A 22,411-nucleotide genomic window follows, 5' to 3' on the forward strand; every position below is an offset into this window, starting at 1 on the left:
CCCACGCCAGCGCCAGCACCAGCGCCGGCTCCAGCGCCAACCCCGGCACCAGCACCAGCACCAGCAGCAGGCGGACACCATGGCGGAGGTGGGGGCGCACCAGCTCCTGCGCCAGCACCGGCACCGGCACCAGCACCAGCACCAGCACCAGCACCAGCACCAGCACCAGCACCAGCACCGCCGGCTCCAGCACCTGCTCCTCCAGCACCAGCACCAGCACCAGCTCCGGCGCCAGCACCGGCAGTAGCCCCAACGCCTCCAGTTGGAATGGTCAACATGTCTGGATTTTCATCAACCTTGCCAGGCATGACGGAAGTATCCAACCTTGCTTCGAATGCCGTTTGGGATTTTTTTGCGGGAGCACTCAATCTGGAATTGACTGTTTTACCTGGCGACAGGCAAATAACGGTGTGGAATTTGGCTAGCAGTGAATTGATCATGATTTTGAACATCACAGGAAATTCCAGTTCGATCTCAACAGTAAACCGGCAATTCACCAACATTCCTTGCGAACTGGCTGTTTACGCACAGGGACGCTTTCAGGTTTTAACCGTTTCGAATATTTCTGCTACAAGCTGTGTGTCTGGTAGTGGCGCGCTTGCGCGAATAGAGACGCGTTTTCCAAATGCGATTGTGTCAACGTCGCAGTCTGATTTGACGATCCAGGCTGGCAGTATTCGGTCTTTTGAGGCCGCTTCGGCCCCAGGAATTGAGTACCTGTGGTGGATACAGCAAATGAATCTGGTGGGCAGTCAGCGACAATTTGGCCCGATACAGTTCAATACGCCAGGTGTCTTTACCGTCACTTTGAATGTGAGAAATACCGAAGGGCTGGTTGATCCTGTTCCCAAACGCCTAAACATCAACGTTGTGCCTTAGGGGTGAGGGCTGGACTTTAGGGTGTAAGCAATAAATCATCAAGTTCAGCGCTAAAAAAGAGATGGCTGGTGCATCGGCAATCGGATGATCCAAAACCCGTAACCGGCATGCTGGCAGCATTGCGTTGAGCGAGTTCGTTTGCCCAAACGTGTTCAAGTCGTTTTTCGGGCGCGATTACATATTTGACCGGTTCAGTATGTGCGCGCAAAAAATCGATGTGCCATCGTTGTGTTTTATTGTCTGATAAATGTCGTCCAAGTCGGGCACGAATGCCGCCAGGACCAAACGCGCTGCCGACATAGACGTAATATCCTTTCGCAAAGTGGAACATCCCGAGTTTGCCTATGCCTATATTTCCGCTTGTTTCCGCAAATAAATAGAGTGCGTATGTGCCTTGCTGCTGAGTCAAATTTTCCTGTCTGAAGTACACGAGTGTTTACAGGTATTGTTTCAAGTAGGTTGGAATTCTCGTTTCCAGCCAATAGTGCGGCATAAACGGGATACGGCCGGAAACAAAACCCACATGACCACCTTTTTCAAATACTTCCAGTGTTGTAGTCGCAGAGATTGAAGCCTTATCCGGGATGCAGTCTCTGTTCATAAACGGGTCGTCGGCAGCGTGAATAATCAAGGTATGGTGCTGAATACTGCGCAAGTGATTCAAGGCGCTACATTCATCGTAATAGTGCCGAGCATCTCGATAACCGTGTAGGGGACCGGTAATGACATCATCAAACTGACGAAAATTACGCAAGCCCCTTATGCATTGATAGTCAAAAGGCGGTGTTATGCGTCGGAATTTTTCCTGAGCCTTACGTTTTAGCGTGTTCAGAATATTCCATTGATAGAGCCGTGAAAATCCACGATCCATTACATCGGCAATCTGGTGCAAGTCGAACGGGACCGATACGGCGACCGCAGCGCGCAAGGGCAGATCAGGTCTCTTAGCCAACAGGTTGAGTAATGCTGACCCGCCTATGGAAATACCAACAGCAGCGATTCTGGTGTGTGGTTCACGCTTGGCAAGTAGATCGATGATATAGCCAGTGTCCTCTGATTCACCGGCGTGATAGCCACGGGCAAGACGATTGGACTCATGTGAAGCGCCTCGGAAATGCATGACCACGCCCCGCCAGCCAATGCGGTGAAATTGTTTTAACAGACCTTTGGCGTAACGGGATTCTACACAACCGCCAAGTCCGTGGAAGATAACTACGATAGGGCCGCTATTCCCCTTGGTCCAGGCCAAATCAATAAAATCACCATCAGGGAGTTCTATTCGCTCCGGACGAATATCCACCTTTGGTGTCAGGCGGAATAGGTTGGGCCAAATGGTTTGGGCGTGTCGGTGGCGCAACCACCATGCGGGACGAAAAGAGGCGTTTTTTATCATGCGGGTATTATAGAAAAAAAGGCCTGAAAATCAGGCCTTTTTTTTCTAAGCAGTTTTAGGACTTATGGCAATGGGAACGTGATTGGAAGCACCGTCACCGTGATCTTCGCTGGCGTGGGGTCGGCGATACCGGCCGCATTGACGACGCGCAGTTCAATATCCCATATACCTTCCATTGTAAAAGTCACATTACCTGGACTCTGAGCAGTAGAGTTTCCCGCTCCCCCATCAATATCCCAGAAGAACTCTAGTGGCAGACCATTGGGATCAGCCCCCATGCCGGCCAGTTCTATGGTATTACCTACCGTGATCGTAATATTGCCATCTGGCGATACGATAAAACTCTCTGGTGCCCCTGCCAATGGTGAAGCCGGTGTCGCTGGCGCAGGCACAGGGTCCGCTGGTGGTGGTACCGGATCTGCTGGTGGTGCAGGATCTGCTGGTGGTGGTACCGGATCTGCCGGTGGTGCAGGATCCGCTGGTGGTGCAGGATCCGCTGGTGGCGCTGAACCAGCTGGTATAACCGTAATGACAACCTGTGGCGGTGTGGGATCAACATTACCAAGCGAATCTATCGACAGCATAGTAACGGTGTACATACCAGGTGTGGCAAATACCACCGGGCCAGGGTTTTGTTCTAAAGAATCCGGTATAGCGGGATCTCCGAAGTTCCAGAGATAGGTAATGGGATGGTTACCCGCGGCGTCGTCTCCTTCGCCCTGGAAATCCACGGCCATACCGGCTTCTATGATCACATCACCAGGTGGTGACACGATTTCTCCTTCAGGACCAAGCGGCGCAGGCGCAGCTGGGTCGACAACTGTAACCACGAGTTCAGCCGGCGTAGGATCAGCCTGCCCGAGCGAGTCAGTCGCGGTCAATGTAACGGTGTAAATTCCAGGTGCTTCATAGACGACTGGCGCTGGAATCTGTTCAGTAGATACAGGTATGGCTGGATCGCCAAAGTCCCAGGCAAATGTCAGAGGTTCGTTTCCAGCTGGAGAACTGCCCGCACCGATAAACTGCAGTGCATCACCAATATTGACGGTAACGTCAGCCGCTGGTTCGACTATGACGCTGTCAGGAAAATCATTATTGGTTACCGTGGCATCTAATACAGTAATCATGCGGGTGGCAGGCGTGGGATCAGCAAGCCCAAGCGCATCGACAACCACTAGTGATACGGTGAATATACCTGGTGTCGGGAAGGTGATCAGTCCTGGCGCCTGGCCAACCGTGCTATTCGCACCGCCACCAAAATCCCAGAAGTAGTTTAATGGTTCATTGCCGTCCGGGTCCGTACCTGAGCCGATGAAAAACAGACTGTCACCCGAGAAAATCACCATATTGTTGTTCGGCGAAATGATGTTTCCTGATGGCGCGAGGTTCTCTGTAATTGCTGCGACAACGGTGATATCGACGCTGACAGGGTCAACATTACGATTACCCTGTTGGTCGTAAACCGTTAGCGTCACAGTAAAGGTTCCTACTTCGTTGAATGTCACCATTCCCGGACTTTGCTGCGTGCTATTCGGCGCCGCGCCAGCAAAGTTCCACAGAAAGGTGAGTGCGCCCGTGCCACTGGGATCAAAAGCTGAACCGGAGAAGAAGACCTGTTCGCCTAGCATTACGGTCATCGGGCCTGCAGGTGAGTCAATATTTGCAATTGGAGGAGCGCCAAGAATACTTGTCGTTGCTGGTAAAACCTGGATACGGCGTGTGGCGGGAAGCGCGCTCGCTCCGGCGCTATTGGCGACGTTTAGCTTTACGTTATATATGCCAGGCTTAGTGAATCGTATGGCGCCTGGATTTTGGATATTGGATGTGTCGGATGCGCCATCAAATTCCCACTGGAAGGTTAATGGGTCTATTGCATTGTCCGGGCTACCTGTTGATGTAAAAAATACGCTATCACCGGCACTGATTCTAACATCGCTGATCGGCGTGAGAATTATCGCTTGTGGCAGGTTGTTTACACCAACAAAAGGGCTTGCGCTTCGCACATTTGTCAGGTCACGAGTGCGTGACATGGAGTTGCAGCTCGCTGGTGAATTTTCGATTTTACTGACCTGCACTCGTCCATTTACCTGAGCTTTGATGGCACAGGGAACGGTTTGCGGTTTTTGCAGATTGAAGCGCCAGTAGTGTTCGTTGTGAATCAGGGTGGTGGCGATTAACTCGCCGCTATCGTTGTTGACCAGGGTGACTTTGGAACCATCTCCGTGGCCGTGACCGCTAACGTGTAGAATTTCGCTACCGGCATCCCAATGCGCAGATTGGATTACGGATCGTGAGGCGGTTGGAAGAGGTTCGCATGCACTGAGCAAAACACTTAGTAACACGCCTAGCCACAAGAGATACTCTTTTTTGAAGACGGCAGTTAGAGATGAATGTGACATATAAATTCCCCACATATTATTACTGTTCCCACATGACACTCGAAACAAGTTCTGCTTCGGGGATGGAATTCGGAGAATATAAGCCAACATATCCACATTGGCAGTGCGTGGAAGACGGAAAGGTTTTCTGAGTGGTTCGCGATCAGGTTACCTTACAGACGAACGATATCGGTTACTCGACCTCAATCACTCATAAATTTTCTCCGGGCGTTAAACTCCGGTTTCACTTCACCACGCGCTGCCGGTAGATTCATTCCCTTCCCCACGTGTTGCCAGGATTTTTATTGTTGATCCTTTGGCACTTTCTACTTCAGCGTCTTTCTTGTTTTTGTAAGGTCAGCATTTCACATGCGCTTCAGATTGTTCTTATTGTTGTGTCATCTGACCGCGAACCACATTTTCACGTTGACGGGTTCTATGCTCTATTTCTAAGCTGAATCAAACCTGAACCAATTCCTACAATTTACTCAGGATTGTCTTAAAGCCCTAACCTTACGCCTAACCTTACGTTAGGGGGGCTTTATAACATGCGGAATATTAGGCAATTATTAAAGTTACAATTGTTTATCAAATCGGTATAAAACTGAGCTGACTTTGGAACGAAAACAAGATAGGAAAACTATCATTCGGGAGAGTCAGCGTGGCTCGTAAAAATACAGCAGCACAAATCATTGAACAGGCGACCAAGTTGTTCAGAAACAGCGGCTACCATGCCACGTCGATGAACGATATCGCTCAAAGCGTGGGTTTAAAAAAGGCTAGTCTATACAATCACTTTCCAAGCAAGGAAGAGATTGCCAGAGCCGTGGTCAAGCATGTTACGCAAGAGTTTCAGCAACATGTCTTCGATATCGCAAAAGATGGAAGCCTATCGCAAACTGATCGAGCGCATAAAATTGCTGATTTTCTCTATCAGCAGTTCACTGAAAATCGTGGAAGCGTGGTCGCGTCGCTATCGATGGGAGAGCTAGACGATAAGGAACTCCCAATGGCAGAGATTCGCAGCTTCGTCGATGAGTGGCAGAGTTCGTTGGTGAAATTGCTGGTGCCTCGGCTTCAGGAAAATGAAGCGCGTTGTAAGGTGCAGGAATTTGTGGCTTGTCTCCATGGGGGCCAGGTGATGATGCGTCTCTACAATGAAAGGCGCGACCTCATACGCAAAGCTTGCGATGAATTTGCGCAACTGGCTGCGTGAGCGAGCCGCGTTGTAACAAAAAAGAGGCCACAATGGCCTCTTTTTTTTGTGTATTCACTCAGTGAATTTGCTACCGATCTGGTTGTGCGATTCCCAGTTGTTCTGCCTGATTTTGCGCCTGTTTTTCCAGTGTTTTGAGTTTCATCTGTAGCTCACTGTTTTCCGTTCTATACTCCGATATCGTATTGCGGACGGCTTCAAGCTGTTCCAACAAATCGTTGAGTTCCTTCCGTTTGCGTTCCTGATCCTTCTTCAGTTCCGCGACTTTGCCAATATTGCGGGATGAGGCGATATTATTCTGGTACTCAGGCTGCTTTGGCGCGCGGCGCGCGGTGCGGTCAGGGACCGCCTTAGTCGAGAATCGCAGACGCTGCCCGGACATCAAGCTACCGTAGCGGCGTCCGGAAAATGCTTCTGGGTTTAGCTGATATAACACGGCCATGCGGGCACTATTATCCAAGTCAGAGTAATCAGCGAATTTCTCTGCAATGCGCGACAGGGATTCACCTGGACGAACTGGGCCATAACGGAACTCACCATCACCAAGTTCCTCGATTCTTGAAGCTTTTGGCCGACTGGCGACTTGTGGCTCGACTGGCGGCAAGGCTTTGACTGGAGGCGTTACCTCTTCCTCTATTACGGGATCTACGGCAGGAGGAATTGGTTCCTCAGCCTGGGCCAACGCGGTTTCTTCAGTCGCCGGAACCGGCTCTGGTATTGGCTCTGGCATAGATTCTGGCATTGACTCTGGCTCGTCAATTGGCGGGACTTCTGCGGTATTTTCCGCCACTTCAGTTACTGTTGGAGGCTCGGGTTCGAAGGAGTCATCAACGATTTTGGTCTCAGGGACTACGGGTTTGACCGGAGTCTTGGCGACTTCAGTCACCGGAGTGATGGTTTCCACCGGCTTCTTAGGCTGTTTTGTTACGGTATTTTGAACCGGAGTTCTGGTTTCTGTAAAAGGTTTGCCCCCCGGAATGTCGTCAGCAATGATGACGCCTGCGCTATCGAAGGCCATGTTTTCGCGAGGGTCACGGGATGCATTCTTGGATGTCGTCGGAGACAAAAAGATATTGAATTGCTTACGGATTTGCCCACCACTCCAGGTGAATTCAATTAGCAGGTTGAGTATAAGCTCGTGGACCGGCGCACTGCTTCTGACTTGTATAAAAGGCTTATCATCACTGGAAATACGCACGGTGAGATTCATGTCCTTGAGCAAAGGCACCCAATCCACCCCTTCTTTCAAATAGGTGCTTTGATGGGAGACCTGGGCCATCAGAGAATCGATTTCCGCACTTTTGAAAGAGGGGATATTGATTTCGGCTAGCAATGGTTCCGCATAGCTCGATTTCACAGATATTTCGCCAATGCTCAACGCGCTGGCCTGAAGTGGCAGCAAGAACAATAAAACTAAAATATATACGTGAAACCTGTTCAATTTCTTAGCCTTAGCTATTACAGAAAATTCCATTACATATATAGCGGCAGCCAAAATTAATTCTTAATCACTGCCTACATGCCTTCTTTTGCAGGGAAAGGAAGGCATGTTCTATTCACAATCTTTTAAAATCAATCTAAAACTCATATACCGTGTATATTGTATGCCATATCCACTGAGTAGCTGTGATTTTCGAATTCGCTCCTTCCTTGTACGACTAAACCGCAGAAAAACTTAAATAACTTTTTTCTTTGTGTCGATAGCCTTAGACAGTTTGATTTCAAAGGAAGATTTTCGATCTCATGGCATCAGAGTCGTTCATTGAGACGTTTGGAAAGCGCAGCCAGGCCTTTGCCAGCATCACCACAGATACCCATGTTCGTATCCAACAATTAACCGTGCTGTACAAGCAGTCCGGTACCGCGATTGTTGGGACGCTGATCGCTGCGTGCGCCATATTCTACTTGTTATGGGACGAGATTAACCATACGCGGCTTTTTGTCTGGACTGCATCAATTCTATTCTGCGTGTCTTTGGCAGTCGCCTGGCTATTTAGTTTTAGGCGATTTCATATTTTTCCTAAACATATTCGAAAGCTGGACTGGGGTTTCAGTCTACAGGCCCTACTACACGGTTTGTGTTGGGGTGCTTTAGGAGTGATGGCGCACGGTGACGTCACTGAATTTGTTTTTATGGCAATTATTATTGCGCTGGTCGGCATGGCAACGGGGGCGATTACGACGACGGCGGCCGTGTATCGAAGCTATCTCTTTTTTTTACTGCCGAGCTTGTTACCCGTTTCAATCACTATGGTTTTTTACGATGATACGCGTGCATGGAATGTAGCGGGTGTGTTGATATGGGCTTATATCGCCATACTCATCGTCGCGGGATACGATTTTTTTAACACCCTGAAGAATACCTTCAATCTACGCACGATAAATTCCGAACTGGTTGAAAATCTGATGGCGGAAAAAATCAAAAGTGACAAAGCTGTGCAGATGCTGGAAACCGAGATCAAAGAGAGACAGAGTGCACAGGAGAGCATGCGTGAGGCAATGGAGTCTGCTCGAGATGCAAACATTGCAAAGTCTCGATTTCTTGCCAATATGAGCCATGAAATTCGTACACCTTTGGCCTCGATTATCGGTTTTGCAGAAATGATACTGGAAGAACCTGACCCGGTGGAGCGTGAAGCTTCGGTGAAAACCATCATCAGAAGTGGAAAACATCTATTGGAAGTTATCAACGATATTTTAGATCTATCAAAAATCGAGTCAGAGAAACTTGAGATTGAAACTATTGATGTTTCGATTATTGATATCACCACAGAGATCACAGATAACTTTCAAAAACTGGCAGAAGAAAAAGGTGTCGAATTCGGTATTAGCTATGATTTTCCTTTACCCGCCAAGTTTTGTTCAGACCCGACGCGGGTACGTCAAATTATCTACAATCTGGCAAGTAATGCATTGAAGTTTACCCAGGAAGGAAAGATTCATCTTCATGTTGCCTATGATCGGGTTCAGAGAAAAATCAGGGTGGAAACCACAGATACCGGTATTGGCATGAGCGCAGCGGAACAGGCAAAACTGTTTCAGCCATTCACACAGGCAGATGTTTCCACAACGCGTCAGTTTGGCGGCACGGGTTTGGGTTTATCTATATCTCGACGCCTTGCCTTAATACTCGGTGGAGACTTGGCGTGCACAAGTGAAAAAGGTAAGGGCAGTGTTTTTACTTTAACGCTAGATACTGGCGAGATAGATGAAACTGATCTTGTTTATGAAACGAAAAAACGGGCAGCCGCTAATATTGTCGCCGGAACGCCAAGCTTAAAGGGGCGGGTTTTACTGGTAGAAGATAGTCCGGACATACAACGCCTGGTATCGATGCTATTGCGTAAAACCGGGGTGGAAGTCGTGTGCGCTGATAATGGCCGCGAGGGTGTTGAGAAGGCCTTAACCGAAGACTTTGATCTGGTGTTAATGGATATACAGATGCCGGTGATGGATGGAGTTGAGGCAGCCAAAACGTTACGGGCAACAGGAACAGAGATGCCAATTATTGCCATGACGGCGAATGTGTTCGAGGAAGAAAGAAGAGCGTATCAGGCGGCTGGTATGAATGATCATGTCAGCAAGCCTATCGATAAAAGTACGTTCTATAGTTCAATAACCCGATTTCTGGAGGAGGGCGAAATGAATCATGTTGCGGCGGATGACCAGGACGAATTCAATGCGATGGTTGAGAAATTCAAACTGCGCTTGCGCACATATCTGGAGGAAATGTCAGTGTGTCTGAAACAGAACAATATTCAGGACCTGGCTTTGAAGTCTCATACCATAAAAGGACTAGGCGGGAGCTTTGGTTTTCCTGAAGTGACAACGTTGGCAGCGGATTTGAATCAATATGCTAAACAAGGTGATCTCTCTAAAATGGAAACTGCGCTAAGCAAGCTGCGAGACTACGCATTTCAAAACGTGTTTTGAATAGTGGCTGGTGCGTAATATATTGGAAGTAAAATGACGTGCTTATTTTGTACCGTTCTTTCGAGCCAGATGATCAAGCTGCATTCCAGGTAAATTGGCAACATCGACCGTATCAATCTGTTCTTTGCTGAGAATAATTTCGGCGTATTTCAAATATACCTGCTCGTTGACGAATATTGAAACAGCTCATGGTCTATGTGTTGTTCCTCAGCCATTTTCCCGAGAATTGTCAGCGCTTGTGAAAGAGGCATAGGTTTTTTATAGGGTCGGTCTGTCGCTGTCAGAGCTTCAAAAATATCGGCAATCCCCATGATACGTGCCTGCACCGACATTTGCTCGCGTGTCAGACCGTTGGGATAGCCTTTACCGTCCATGCGCTCATGATGATTTCCGGCAATTTCAGGAACGTTTTTCAAATGTCTGGGGAAGGGAAGTGAGTTCAACATGCGTTGACTCAACACAACGTGATTGTTTATCACAACCCGCTCTTCCTGAGTCAGGGTTCCTTTTTGTATACATAAATTCTTGACCTCGTCGTCGTCGAGGAACGGTCGCTCAACTCCGTTTTCCTGCCAACGATAGGCCGCAATTCGGCGAATACGGGTTTGATATTCCTCGTTCATGAATTCGCTACCGGTGTTACAACTGGCAAGAAAGCACTGGTCGTCATCGAGTTGCTTCAGTTGTGTCTGATACTGTTGATCCAGTTGCGCGATTGCTGCTGTATCGCCGTTGCTGGCAAAGGTGTTTTTCAAATGTTCGATTTCCCGGTCGCGTTTTAATACCTCGAATCGGGTATTCACGGTATGCAGACGATCGTAAATCGTTTCCAATTTTGTCGCCTTATCGATAACGTGGACAGGGGTGGTGATTTTTCCACAATCATGTAGTAGCGCGGCAATTTTCAGTTCATAAAACTGTTGTTCACTAAACCGAGTTTTGGCATGTGGTCCGAAACCTGTCTGATGTACCGCTTCGGCCAACATCATGGCTATGTCCGGTACACGACGGCAGTGACCGCCGGTATAAGGTGATTTTTCATCGATTGCCGTGGCAATCAATTCGATAAATTTCTCCAGTAAGTCTTTTAGCGCAAGACTGAGATTGTTATTAGTCAGGACGATTGCCGCCTGTGCGGAAAGTGCCTCAGTCAGGCGTTGATCTTCGGGGCTAAAGGAAATCGTGTTGCCTGCGTCGTCACGCGCGTTGATTAATTGCACGACGCCGATAAGCTCACCATGTGGCGTAGTCATAGGTATGGCGAGAAACGATGTTGAACGATAGCCCATGTTCTGGTCATAGGCGCGCATGCCGGAAAAATCGAACCCTTCGGCCTGGTAGGCATCGGGAATATTGACTGACTGCCCGGTGTTGGCGGCAAACGTCGCAATATTATGGATGTTTTGATTTCCGTTCTTTTCGACCAGAGGGATAGGTGCCAGATTGATCTTTTCCTGCCGGGTTCCACCCTTGGCGATGCCCAGGGTGTCATTCTTCATAATCGCAAATTCCAACGATTTTTCTGCGTCATTATAAAGATACAATGTACCACCATCGGCATTGGTGATGCTTTTTGCGCCATTCAAAATGATTTCGAGCAATTTGTCTGTATCCCGCTCGCTAGATAGGGAGATAGCGATAGAAATCAATTCCTGTGCGAGATCAAATTGACGGAGATTTGGATTCATAGAGTCAGACTAAGTTTTCTACTGCATGCAGTAAGTGTATCGAACTGCATGTCACAAAACTTGATGGAATACGTCTCACTCCCAGCGAAAAATCGCAGACCCCAAACCGAGAAAAAGTATGGTCATGACTGACAATATGCCGTAGTGGCTGGCTATATCAGAGAAACCCGCGCCATCGGACATTATTGCTCGGGCGCCGTCTACCATATGGGTCAGTGGCAAGGCTTGAGAAATCCACTGCACCCATTGTGGGGAGCCTTCAAGGGAAAACCACACGCCCGATAGCAACATCATGGGCCAGGTCGTCATATTCAGAATTCCCCCGGCAAATTCCTCGCTTTTCAGGCGCGCCGCGATGAGCAGTCCAAAGGCAATCATGCACATCGCACTCAGTAGGGACAGGAAGAACAGATTGAGATAGGAGCCTCGCATCTGAAAGTCGAGGAAAAAGTCACAGCCGATGTAAACAAAAACGGTAATGGACTGTATCAACAACAGGCGGGATACCAGTTGAGCCAGCAGGAATTTAAACGGCGAAAGTGGCGTGGCTTTTAGGCGTTTTAGAAAACCATTTTTGCGATACCGGACGATGACATAGCCGACACCAAACAAACAACTAATCATAATGTTCAAACCGAGTACGCCTGGCACTATCCAGTCAACATAACGTATCTCACGCCCATGTACTTCCTGGCGATCAAATTGACGCTTACCCTGGGCGCCGATAAACATCTGTTCCAGAATATAACCATTGGGTGAGGTCGAGTTGATCCAGTATCCAGGCTGTGGCTGCAATGTCAGCAACATATCGATACTGTGACGATCAACCTTTTCGACGGCTTTATCGATGTTTGAAAACGGCAGAAACTCAATAAATCGTGTCGACATAAACGGCAGGGATTGATAATCACTGACTTCGCCTATCACGCCGACTTTATACATTGGTCGGCTGTCGTCGGAAAATAGGATAGAGAAACCAAACACCAGCAGGAAGGGAAATACCACATTCCAGGAAAGGGCTGAGCGGTCGCGCAGAAATTCGAGATTACGTGCGTGCAAAACCGCGAGAAAATCTTTCAATTGCGTAAATCCTTTCCGGTAAGCGTGATAAAGAGATCTTCGAGATTCCACTTGCGCATTTCGACTTTCGCCAGTGGAATTTTGCGGTGCATGAATTCGCTGATAACGCCTTCCACATCACTGGTATGAATCTCAGCCCAACCATTCTTGCGGTGCAATTTGCCATTATTGTCAGGCCAGTCGCTACTCAGTAATTCAGTCGGCAAGCGTACTATGCTTTCATTGAAATGCTTGTCCAGCAAGGCGTTTGGCGTACCCTCGGCAATAATTTTGCCTTGATCAACGATAAGAATTTCGTCGCACAACACATAGGCTTCGTCCATGTAGTGCGTGGTAAGCACAATTGTTTTGCCACGCGCTTTAATGCCTTCGATAAGATTCCAGAAATTGCGTCGTGATTGCGGGTCAAGGCCAGTGGTCGGCTCGTCGAGAAAAACGATTTCCGGGTCATTGACCAGGGCCAGTGCAAGTAATAACCGTTGACGTTGTCCGCCTGAGAGTTTGCGATTATCGCGATCTAGAATATCGTGGAGGGCGCACATGTCGATGATGTGTTGCATATCAGCCGGATGGGTATACAGGCTATGGAACATGCGCAGGGTTTCTTCAACGGATAGAAAATCCTGTAACGAAGTGGCTTGAAACTGTATGCCCGCCTGTTGACGAAAATCGTGATCTAGGGGTTTGTCTTTATACAACACCTCGCCAGAAGTAGGTGCTGCAATGCCTTCCATCATTTCGATAGTCGTGGTTTTGCCCGCGCCGTTCGGTCCAAGTAAACCGAGACACTGGCCTTTTTTTATCTGAAAAGATATGCCATTGACTGCGTTGACCTTGCCATAGCTTTTAAAAAGATTGCGTACCTCCAGCAATACTTCCATATGGCCTAGTGCAGGGAATGAGGTATGGCGAGGGTGAACGCAGGTATATTGGCGTCAAAATGTGTGTGGTCGTCGGCAATCATTTGATAGGTGCCATACATGCTACCGACCGGGGTTTCCAATACGGTGCCACTGGTGTATTGAAAATGTTCACCTGGTTTTAGATAGGGTTGTTCACCGACCACGCCGAGTCCACGAACCTCCTGCTCCTGTCCGTTGGCGTCGGTGATATGCCAGTGACGGCTGACCAAACGTGCCGGGACTTTTCCTTCGTTACTGATGGTAATGGTATAGGCGAAGACAAAGCGCTTGTTTTCCGGGTCAGATTGCTCGCCGAGGTAGTCTGTTTTTACCCTGATATCTATTTTGTGCTCAATGTTCATAGGTCTACTTAGTCCACTTGATTTTGTGCCACGTATTCTGCGCCCATCAGGCCTATCTTGGCATTAATAATCAGATAAACCGGAATTTTCTCAGTTATAACCGACATGCGACCCTTATCGTTAAATGCGCGGACAAAATTACCATCCTGCATGAAGGGGAGTATCTTCGGCGCAATTCCACCGGCGATATACATGCCGCTGGAACAACGAAAATTCAAGGCCATATTACCTGCCTGGGCACCATATATTTTAACAAACAATGCCAGTGCTTCGCCCGCTAAATGTGACGGATTTGCCAATGCCTGCACGGATATTTGGGCCGCTGCGTCACCGGCGCCGAGTTTTTGAGAAAAATCCAGGTCGGCTCTGTGGGGATAGTATTCACTCATGAATTGAAAGATTGCCTGTAATCCATCACCGGATAGAATGCGCTCGTATGACACATGCGCATGACGTTTGCGAAGAAATTGCAGCAAACCTATCTGCACGTCGTCTGTGGGCGCGAAATCGCAATGCCCCCCTTCCGTGGCGTATACCGATATCTCTGACGTTTTGTGATGGAGATAGGCCTGACCGAGACCGGTTCCTGCGCCTATGATCGCCTGTGTGCCATGGCGATCCGGTTTGCCCGGCTGGAGTGTGATGACATCATTCGCGGAAAGCGATGCTATGCCATATCCTATAGCCTGGAAGTCGTTAATCAGTTTTATGCGGGAAATAGCCAATTCGTGACCCAAGGTCTGACTGTCTATTTTCCAGGGCAGATTGGTGATCGACGCGGTTTGCGTATCGGTGTGATGGAATACCGGTCCGGCGACGGCGAGGCAGGCACTATCAACAGGGGTGTTTTCAAGAAATTCCCCCAATAAATGTTCGAAACTCGCATAGTCATTGCTGGTGACATGACGAAATTTTTGTTCGTATACGTTTCCGTTTTCTACTGTGCTGAGACGCAGCAGAGTTTTTGTGCCGCCGAGATCGGCGGAGAGCAAGGTGGTCATCGCGCATCACTCAGCTGGGAAGCGGCATGTCTATCGATAAACCAATTCTGATTGCCGCTGACGTGTGTTGCGGGCACATCGACGCCGAGATCGATGATTCGATGAAGTATCTCGGCTTTCCCTTCTCCTTCGACCAGAAATATGATTTGCCTGGCCTGGTTAATTACCGGATAGGTCAGGGTAATGCGCCAGCTCTGCATTTTTTCCACATAGACAGCACAGGTAGGTGTGCTGGTTTCCTGCAATGCCGAGGTACCCGGGAAAAGTGAAGCGGTATGGCCATCTGCACCCAGACCGAGAAACACGAGATCAAAAATGATGTTTGTATTGAACTGCTGTTGCAATTGCTGTTGATAACGGGCGGCGTCTTGTGCCGCATTGACCCCGTCGGTCGGTATAGGGAAGATATTTTTCGTCGGACAAGTTATGTGATCAAACAGACTCTCTTTGGCCATACGGAAATTGCTTTCCGCATGATCATGCGCTACCCAACGCTCATCACCAAAAAATATGACACAGTTCTTCCAGTCTACGCTTGAACGATACGGTTCTTGCGCCAGTAATGTAAACAAGCGCTTTGGGGTGGTACCGCCGGACAGGGCGACAGTGAAACGACCGCGCGCCTGTATTGCCTCTGCTGATAATTGTTGCCAGCAGTCGGCGGCAGCTTTTGATAACTCATCCGGTGAGTCGAAAATGTTGAGTTCGCCAATCATAGCGACCTGTATACAAAAAACGGGTGTAACGTCACGCTACACCCGTGTTTTATGAAATGCAAGTTGTGTAATCAGGCAGCACTCGATGATTGTCGATTTTTGATCTGACTCATTTTGTCGTCGATCGCGCCCAGCAGTTTTTTAAATGCATCAGTAAAACTCGCCACACCATCGTCTTCAAGTTTTTGCATGGCTTTTTTGACATCAATGCCGGCATTTTGCAGGGCATGAAATTCGGCTGGCGCATCCTTGAGCCCCATTTCCAGTGTAGCTTGCGTAGCAGTGCCGTGATCTTTAAAGGCATCCAATGTCGCCGGTGGAATGGTATTCACCGTATGTGCACCGATGAGTGAGTCGATATACAGCACATCACTCCAATCCGGGTTTTTTACACCGGTGCTGGCCCACAACAGACGCTGGGGACGCGCGCCTGATTTGGCAAGATCTTTAAAACTGTTGCCAAAGAGCTTGCCGTATTCAACATAGGCGCATTTGGCATTGAGTATGCCTATTTGTCCTCGCAACGAGGCAAGCGTTTTACTGACATCGGAGGGTAGTTCGTCTACCAGTTTTTCTAGAATATTGTCGACGCGACTGACAAAAAAACTGGCAACAGAGGCAATTTTATCTATGGCTTGCCCCGATTCCTTACGTTTTTGCAAGCCCGCGATATAGGCATGCGCGATTTCTATATAGCGATCAACGGAGAACAATAATGTGGCGTTGATATTAATGCCATCGGCGATCAGTTGTTCTACAGCGGGTACGCCTTCCCATGTTGCAGGTACTTTGATCATGACGTTGGGACGATCGATGCGTTTGAAAAGCTCACGCGCCTCTTTTATCGTGGCACTGGTGTTATAGGCAAGGTCGGGAGATACCTCGATGCTGACGTAACCATCCTCGCCATGACTTTCTTTGTACACATGCGCGAGTAAATCTGCTGCATGTTTAATGTCCTCAACCGCCAGTTGATAAAAATAGTCGCGACTGTTTAGTGAAGGTTGTTCTAGGGCTAAGCGGGCCAGGGAATCGTCATAATCCTTGCTACCATTAATGGCTTTCTCGAAGATGGACGGATTGGAAGTGATCCCGCGTAAATCGTCCTCGCGTATCATCTGCGCAAGTTTACCGTTTTGCAGCATGTTGCGCTCAATATTGTCGTACCAGAAGCTTTGACCGTATTTTCTCAATAGATTGATCGCGGTAGCCATATTCGTTTTTCTCCGGCAGGTGGTGGAACTGGAGGACTCCAACCTTATCGTCAAACCCGGTGGCGTCTTTAACGTATTCCAAATTCAATAAGATTTTGAATTTTCATCATGCCTAACTGATAGACCGTACTTTCCCTGGGATAAAGCAGCTGAACTATATTATTTATCCGTCGTCGATGCGTGGGGTTGGTTTTTGGTGGTACGGCTCAGTTCTCCTTTTTCCAGTATAGATGACTCAAGGCGAGACATCAGTGTTGGGAGATCCTGATGTTCGGGGGCGAGGGTTTTGATTTGGCTCAACAGGCCTTCCGCCCAACGGGTATCGCCTGCTTTTATTGCGGTATCAATCAACAGACGATAACGCTCTACTTCGGTGTCGATCTGTTTTTTCAACATCGCCAGATAATGATTAGCCAGTTGCACGTTGTCATTCGAGAGGTAATAGGCAGTCAGACGCCTTAAGACAACCGGGTTTGCCAGGGATAGACGAGCGATTTGTTCAAGCTCATTAATAATTTGTTCGTTGCCCCGATTGAGTTGCGTTGCCAGATACCATTGTCGAATCGATGGGTCTGCGTCCACCGCAGGCCGTTGCAAGGTTTCGCCCAAGGAAAACGCAATCTCGGCCAATGTTGCTTGCCTATAATTATCGTCAGGAATATTGTTTGCCAAGGTCCGCGCTTGTTTTGCTTTATTTTGTAGTAGATATACCCGTGTCTGTTGCGATAATGCATCACTTTGAAGTCGTGGGTGTTCCTCAAACCAGGTTGTTGCCGCTTGCAGATTGAATTTCCACACCAACAGGTGATGTTGCAAGCTGTCACTATGGGTTTCTGAGACAGTTTTGAGTTGATGAATAATTTTTTCCGTCGAGCCAGGACTATCCCATTTTAAAAATGCCTTACCTAGCGAATACAGTCTTTCCGCTAGTTCTTTTTTATCGATATATTGGCCGAGATCGATGCGGTAATTCTGGTTTAAAAAGCGATAGGGGTTTTCCTCGTCTTGCAAACTGGCAGAGAGCGCAGACAAACGCACCTCGGTGAAGATATTGGTATCGCGGTTGGGTATAGCGTCTCCGGCGGCAGTTTTTAATTCTTTTTGCGATAGCGCGAAATACCATAGCAAATCCTGCGCTTGGTAAACTTCATAATGCGCCAGTGTAGCGGCGATCGACGGATGCTTCATGCGTTCAGATACTTGATCATAGTCATAGTGAATGGGGCTGAGTGAGCCGAGTAACATAAAGTCGCCGGTGTCGATGTTGGCGAAACTGATGACATAGGGAAATACATTGGTAAAAGCCTTGAAAATGGAACGCAAGGTCGTCACGTCCATTTTGAACAGGTTCACCCATTGACTATAAAACCCCCCTTCGTTGAGCCGCGATTTTACGATGGTGAAAAACTCCTGGGTAAACACGTTCGACGCCCCAGCGAGCCAAGGGTGAGACGCTTGTGCCGCAATGATGTCGTATCGCTTGTCTTCAACAAGCAATGTATTTCGCGCATCGTTAAACGACAGGTTTACGCGAGGGTCATCAAGGGCGATGGCCGGACCATTTTCCAATGTGCGTATGGCCTCAACAACGGTAGGTTCGAGCTCCACCACACGCACGCTTTTCACATCGGTATGCGTGAATGCACGGGTTGTCAGTCCACCACCATAGCCGACAACAAAGGCGCTTTCCGGGTTTGGATGTAGAAAGTAAGGCATGTAGGCAAGCAGACTTTCGATGATGAGCGTCTGCTTGTTATTTTTCATATTGATAATGGATTCGTTTAGACCATTTGCCTGGACTTTGGCGTATTCACCGTCATAGGTGACCAGGCTGATGACGCTGACCTTTCCTTCTTTCAGAAACAGGAATTCCGGTTCTTTGCCCTGTGAGGCCTGTTCGTCATACATATAGTCGACCGATGCAATCATTTCCCTGTAGTCGAGATGCGGCCATAAAAAATGGCTGCTAAGGGCGACGGTTGCGCAAAGCGCGATCGCAGTGCGCTGTGCTGGTCGGGTTGTAATCAAAATAAAGAGTGCACCTGTGACCAAGGTCAATATGGCCATCGAGCTTAGTAATGTATCGGTTCCCCAGGTGGGAATTATCCAGAATCCTGCGGCAAGCGAACCGAGTATGCTGGCGAGTGTGTTGACTGCGTAGGCTTTGCCTACGCGCTGGCGAACGCCGTCGAGATCACCGCAATAGAGTCGCAGATTTACCGGGAAGATAAGGCCTAACACAAACGTCGCCGGGAAGAGTAAAAACAGGATAGTGAGATATTTGATGAATTGTTTATTCGTCTCTTCGATACTCATATGGTTGATGCCTTCGTAAATACTCGGCACCAGGCTCAAACCACCGCGGGTAAACAAAAATAACAGCGCGAGACAGATCATGCTCAAGCCAAGAAACGCGGCTGGATGGCGTATCCGTTGAATATGATTTTTGATAAACCAGGATCCCATCGCTATACCGAACAAGAAAATGGTCAATATGGACGCAAAACCATAAATTGTCGTTCCCGCGAATATCGACAAATATTTTGTCCAGCCAACTTCTGTCGCGATCGAGACAAAGCCGGTCATGAATAGTGTGGCCAGGGCCATGCTGCGAACACCAAGACCCGGCATTGAGTCATAGTGCTTGTCCGTTGATTGGCGATCTTCGAGTGGCGGAAACTGTAGTCGGCGATTGGCCATCATGCCGATAAAAACGATAGTCAGATTAAGTGCAACGGCGATATAAATCGCCCCATCGAGTCCGAAGTTGGGAATAAAAACAAACCCGGATAACATGGCGCCAAATACGGCGCCCAGGGTGTTTAGACTATATAACTGACTTACACGCAAACCGACGTGTTGATGTCGGCGCACCAATATACCGGCCATTACCGGAAATGTTGCACCCATACACAGAGTGGGTATCAGCAGTAGTGTCAGGGTAATCGCGAATTTCGTGCCGAGTTGACCGCCACTGGCCCCGATTTCAGCCATTAAGCCATCCAGGTTCAGTAAGGTGGGTAGTAATAATAGTCCGCTAAGCGCAATCAGCGCTTCAAGCACGATATAGGGCGTTAAATTCTGAATGCGTTGGCGGGTGATGCGCTCAGCGGTGTAGCTACCCAGCGCCATGCCGAGAAAAAATGCGGCCAGAACAGTACTGATGGCTGCACTGGTAGAGCCCATGCTTAGCCCAAGCAGTCTCACCCAGCTGACCTGATAGGTTAAGGCGGCTGTACCCGAAAGAACCAGAAACAGCGCCGATAACACATACACGGCGTATATCCTTTTAATACCGAAAATCGCCAGCGGAAGTTATCGACCGGCTAAACTGCAGCGTCACAGAGAATCGCATGTGACACTCCCCCCACGTAGGCCCATGACCCGAATACATATCGTTTTATACTTATTGTTGTTGAAGAAAGAAGCTTAATTAGAAATCGTCTCGTTAGGCGCAGACCAGTTAAAACTGACTACCTGTTTATGGCTGTTGAAGCGAATCTCCAAAACCTTGAGATTGGCGTCTTTGAGTTTGTGTATCTTGCCCTTGCCATAGTAATAGGTCCACCGGGTGTAATAAGTTCCATCCATCTCGACCACTGCCCCGGTACTCGTAGGTTCACCCATCTTTCCCTTGACCTGGGCCTGGGTGGTTTCACCACGCTTTACCCATGCCTCGAAATCCTTGGGATTAAAATCTGTTCCGAACTGTATGGTGGCGCAGGCGCTAGCCAGTACGAAAATCAACGATATAACAGTGAACTGCAGACTCTTTTTCATTTTTCCTCAGACTTCTTTTCAAGAAATTAAAACCAACTTAATCACAGCGACTATACTTAGTTGTACACGCAAACTGAAAAAGTGCTGCAATCAAGACAAAAGTTTAGTAATAATAGATACATATACCGAGACCTGTAAAGGGCGCAATTCTAAAAATTACCGCGTGTGGGAAGAGGGAAAACGTGAAAAATCAATTTATTAACATCATGACGCCCCGACTGGTACGTTACCTCGGCGTGGCCTGGATCATATTTTTTACGCTTCAGCTCGGCGGTTGTGAACAGTTAAAAGAGCTATCCGCAAATCGAAGCCAATCTTCTCAACCTGAAAGTGTTTCAAAGGGTGGAAATACCGAAAACACCACAATATCCAACGCGAATGGTAGTGGTGAGACTTCTGACGTGATTGTTACGGAAACGGGCACAGGCAGCAGCAACACTATTGATAATTCAAATTCAACCAGCCAAAGTAACAACAATAGCGGCACAGACAAGGTACCTGCAGACAGTTCTGAAACACAGAGCGATGCGACTAACAATACGTCGGATACCAATAGCACGAATACAGAAACAGATACTAACTCAGGTACAGGTGTCGGATTCGGCACGAATGCAGGGACTGGTACGGGTTCTGGGTCTGGCACAGGTACGGGTTCAGGCACTGGAACAGATACAGGCACTGGAACAGATACAGGCACTGGAACAGATACAGGCACTGGAACAGATACAGGCACTGGAACAGATACAGGCACTGGAACCGATACAGGTACTGGAACAGATACAGGTACTGGAACAGATACAGGTACTGGAACAGATACAGGTACTGGAACAGATACACCAACCGATATCCCCGCTTTTATGCCGATGCCGGATTTCGTCGATTCAGCAGGGACACAATGTCATACGTCGGCTACTTCTTCGGGTGATTTGCCTGATCTAGTTAAAATCATCGGCTACGCCCAGTGCGGTGGCCTCGTAGTCGGACAACGTCAAACCATACAGATTGCCGCTCAGGATTCTTTTCCGAATTTGCTGCACATGGTTGTTAAACAACCCGGTGGGGAATCGGCGCCAATCGTCTGTGAAAATCTGCTGACTAACGGTATTGCAACGAAAATTGTGCGTTGCAGCTTTATCGCGACTACCGATAACGTTGAAGTCTTAGTATTTGATGAGGCGCTTTCTCCGCTGCAATTTGGGTTTCAGAGTATGCGCTACAGCGTGATCGAGGGTGGATTCCTGCAGCTGAGAAACATGCCGATTTTGTTGAATCCCGGTAGTACATCGCAAGTTGTCGATGGTGAAGTAGCCGCCCAGGGTGGCGTGTCTTTCAGTACCTTTATCGCGGCAAAAGCGGGTGGCGAGGCAATGTCGAGCCAGTTGAACACACGTGTCGTTTTGTATCCTGATCATATCGACGATCTGGTTTTACTCCTGGTAGAGGCCCCTCCCGAAAGTTCTGGTATCAAATCCTTAGTTTGCGGACCAAAATATGTCACAAGAGTGCAGAATGGTCTGTCAGCGATCGAGTGTGAGGGGGCGTTTGCCGAATATACTCAGCTTAAGATAACCGTGTTTGCGCGTGGGAATAACAGTACTGCGGATGAGCTTCCCTATCAGAACACGATCATCAAAGGTGGGACGACTTTTAAACTACAGGTTGAAACCTATTAAAAAAACCTGGCTTTACTTCGCTCACATTTATAACTAGATGAAAAATCATCGTTTTCAGTGATAAATCACTGAACTTCGCTATCAAGAATAGTATAGAAAATTCCGATATATATAGAGGCCTAAAAGGTCAAACTAACTTAATGATTAATATCGGAATTTTTCGACTCGTCATGTTGTTCGACGATAGATGCACGCC

The 22,411-nt window shown here is 48.2% G+C and carries 17 protein-coding genes and 1 pseudogene; 4 read left to right on the top strand and 14 right to left on the bottom strand.

What is annotated here, in order from left to right:
* Positions 1 to 253: hypothetical protein (locus tag OEZ43_13620; GenBank protein MDH5546628.1), on the bottom strand; the 253-nt coding region annotated here is incomplete at its 3' end.
* 23 nt (positions 254 to 276) lie between these two features.
* On the opposite strand from OEZ43_13620, the gene OEZ43_13625 reads away from it, so the two are divergent.
* A complete protein-coding gene (locus OEZ43_13625) occupies positions 277 to 879 on the top strand; it encodes a hypothetical protein (protein MDH5546629.1) in 603 nt (200 codons plus the stop codon).
* A 16-nt stretch (positions 880 to 895) separates the two neighbouring features.
* Here OEZ43_13625 and OEZ43_13630 read toward each other — a convergent pair whose 3' ends face one another.
* From OEZ43_13630 to OEZ43_13640, 3 genes are all read right to left on the bottom strand, one after another.
* A complete protein-coding gene (locus OEZ43_13630; protein MDH5546630.1) occupies positions 896 to 1,288 on the bottom strand; it encodes a GIY-YIG nuclease family protein in 393 nt (130 codons plus the stop codon).
* A 27-nt stretch (positions 1,289 to 1,315) separates the two neighbouring features.
* The gene (locus OEZ43_13635; GenBank protein ID MDH5546631.1) at positions 1,316 to 2,272 is read right to left on the bottom strand and encodes a hydrolase; all 957 of its coding nucleotides are present in this window, start codon (positions 2,270 to 2,272) and stop codon (positions 1,316 to 1,318) included.
* Between the two features lie 62 nt (positions 2,273 to 2,334).
* Positions 2,335 to 4,671, bottom strand: a complete 2,337-nt coding sequence (locus OEZ43_13640) for a PKD domain-containing protein (GenBank protein MDH5546632.1) — start codon at positions 4,669 to 4,671, stop codon at positions 2,335 to 2,337.
* A 640-nt stretch (positions 4,672 to 5,311) separates the two neighbouring features.
* Between OEZ43_13640 and OEZ43_13645 the strand changes: the two genes are divergently transcribed.
* Complete coding sequence (locus OEZ43_13645) at positions 5,312 to 5,866, top strand: TetR/AcrR family transcriptional regulator (protein ID MDH5546633.1); 555 nt, start codon at positions 5,312 to 5,314, stop codon at positions 5,864 to 5,866.
* 70 nt (positions 5,867 to 5,936) lie between these two features.
* Here the strand turns inward: OEZ43_13645 and OEZ43_13650 are convergent, their stop codons facing one another.
* The gene (locus OEZ43_13650) at positions 5,937 to 7,223 is read right to left on the bottom strand and encodes a hypothetical protein (protein MDH5546634.1); all 1,287 of its coding nucleotides are present in this window, start codon (positions 7,221 to 7,223) and stop codon (positions 5,937 to 5,939) included.
* Between the two features lie 386 nt (positions 7,224 to 7,609).
* Here OEZ43_13650 and OEZ43_13655 point away from each other — a divergent pair, with 386 nt between their 5' ends.
* A complete protein-coding gene (locus OEZ43_13655; GenBank protein ID MDH5546635.1) occupies positions 7,610 to 9,799 on the top strand; it encodes a response regulator in 2,190 nt (729 codons plus the stop codon).
* A gap of 42 nt (positions 9,800 to 9,841) precedes the next feature.
* Here OEZ43_13655 and OEZ43_13660 read toward each other — a convergent pair.
* From OEZ43_13660 to OEZ43_13700, 9 genes and pseudogenes are all read right to left on the bottom strand, one after another.
* Positions 9,842 to 11,487: pseudogene (locus OEZ43_13660) on the bottom strand (GAF domain-containing protein).
* Between the two features lie 75 nt (positions 11,488 to 11,562).
* Positions 11,563 to 12,567, bottom strand: a complete 1,005-nt coding sequence (locus OEZ43_13665) for an ABC transporter permease (GenBank protein ID MDH5546636.1) — start codon at positions 12,565 to 12,567, stop codon at positions 11,563 to 11,565.
* A complete protein-coding gene (locus tag OEZ43_13670) occupies positions 12,564 to 13,448 on the bottom strand; it encodes an ABC transporter ATP-binding protein (GenBank protein ID MDH5546637.1) in 885 nt (294 codons plus the stop codon). Before OEZ43_13670 ends, OEZ43_13665 begins: the two co-directional genes overlap by 4 nt.
* Before the next feature lie 5 nt (positions 13,449 to 13,453).
* Positions 13,454 to 13,831 (bottom strand): Co2+/Mg2+ efflux protein ApaG, encoded by a 378-nt coding sequence (gene apaG, locus OEZ43_13675; GenBank protein MDH5546638.1) that lies wholly within the window; start codon positions 13,829 to 13,831, stop codon positions 13,454 to 13,456.
* Positions 13,832 to 13,839: 8 nt separating this feature from the next.
* Complete coding sequence (gene glk / locus OEZ43_13680; GenBank protein ID MDH5546639.1) at positions 13,840 to 14,832, bottom strand: glucokinase; 993 nt, start codon at positions 14,830 to 14,832, stop codon at positions 13,840 to 13,842.
* Positions 14,829 to 15,548 (bottom strand): 6-phosphogluconolactonase, encoded by a 720-nt coding sequence (gene pgl, locus OEZ43_13685; GenBank protein MDH5546640.1) that lies wholly within the window; start codon positions 15,546 to 15,548, stop codon positions 14,829 to 14,831. The genes glk and pgl overlap by 4 nt, the downstream gene beginning before the upstream one ends.
* 71 nt (positions 15,549 to 15,619) lie before the next feature.
* A complete protein-coding gene (tal, locus tag OEZ43_13690; GenBank protein ID MDH5546641.1) occupies positions 15,620 to 16,762 on the bottom strand; it encodes a transaldolase in 1,143 nt (380 codons plus the stop codon).
* Between the two features lie 159 nt (positions 16,763 to 16,921).
* Positions 16,922 to 20,038 (bottom strand): fused MFS/spermidine synthase, encoded by a 3,117-nt coding sequence (locus OEZ43_13695; GenBank protein MDH5546642.1) that lies wholly within the window; start codon positions 20,036 to 20,038, stop codon positions 16,922 to 16,924.
* Between the two features lie 153 nt (positions 20,039 to 20,191).
* A complete protein-coding gene (locus tag OEZ43_13700; GenBank protein ID MDH5546643.1) occupies positions 20,192 to 20,542 on the bottom strand; it encodes a hypothetical protein in 351 nt (116 codons plus the stop codon).
* Positions 20,543 to 20,724: 182 nt separating this feature from the next.
* Here OEZ43_13700 and OEZ43_13705 point away from each other — a divergent pair, with 182 nt between their 5' ends.
* Complete coding sequence (locus tag OEZ43_13705; protein ID MDH5546644.1) at positions 20,725 to 22,215, top strand: hypothetical protein; 1,491 nt, start codon at positions 20,725 to 20,727, stop codon at positions 22,213 to 22,215.
* The last annotated feature ends 196 nt before the right edge of the window (positions 22,216 to 22,411 follow it).

Source organism: Gammaproteobacteria bacterium (assembly GCA_029881255.1).
GTDB lineage: Bacteria > Pseudomonadota > Gammaproteobacteria > S012-40 > S012-40 > JAOUMY01.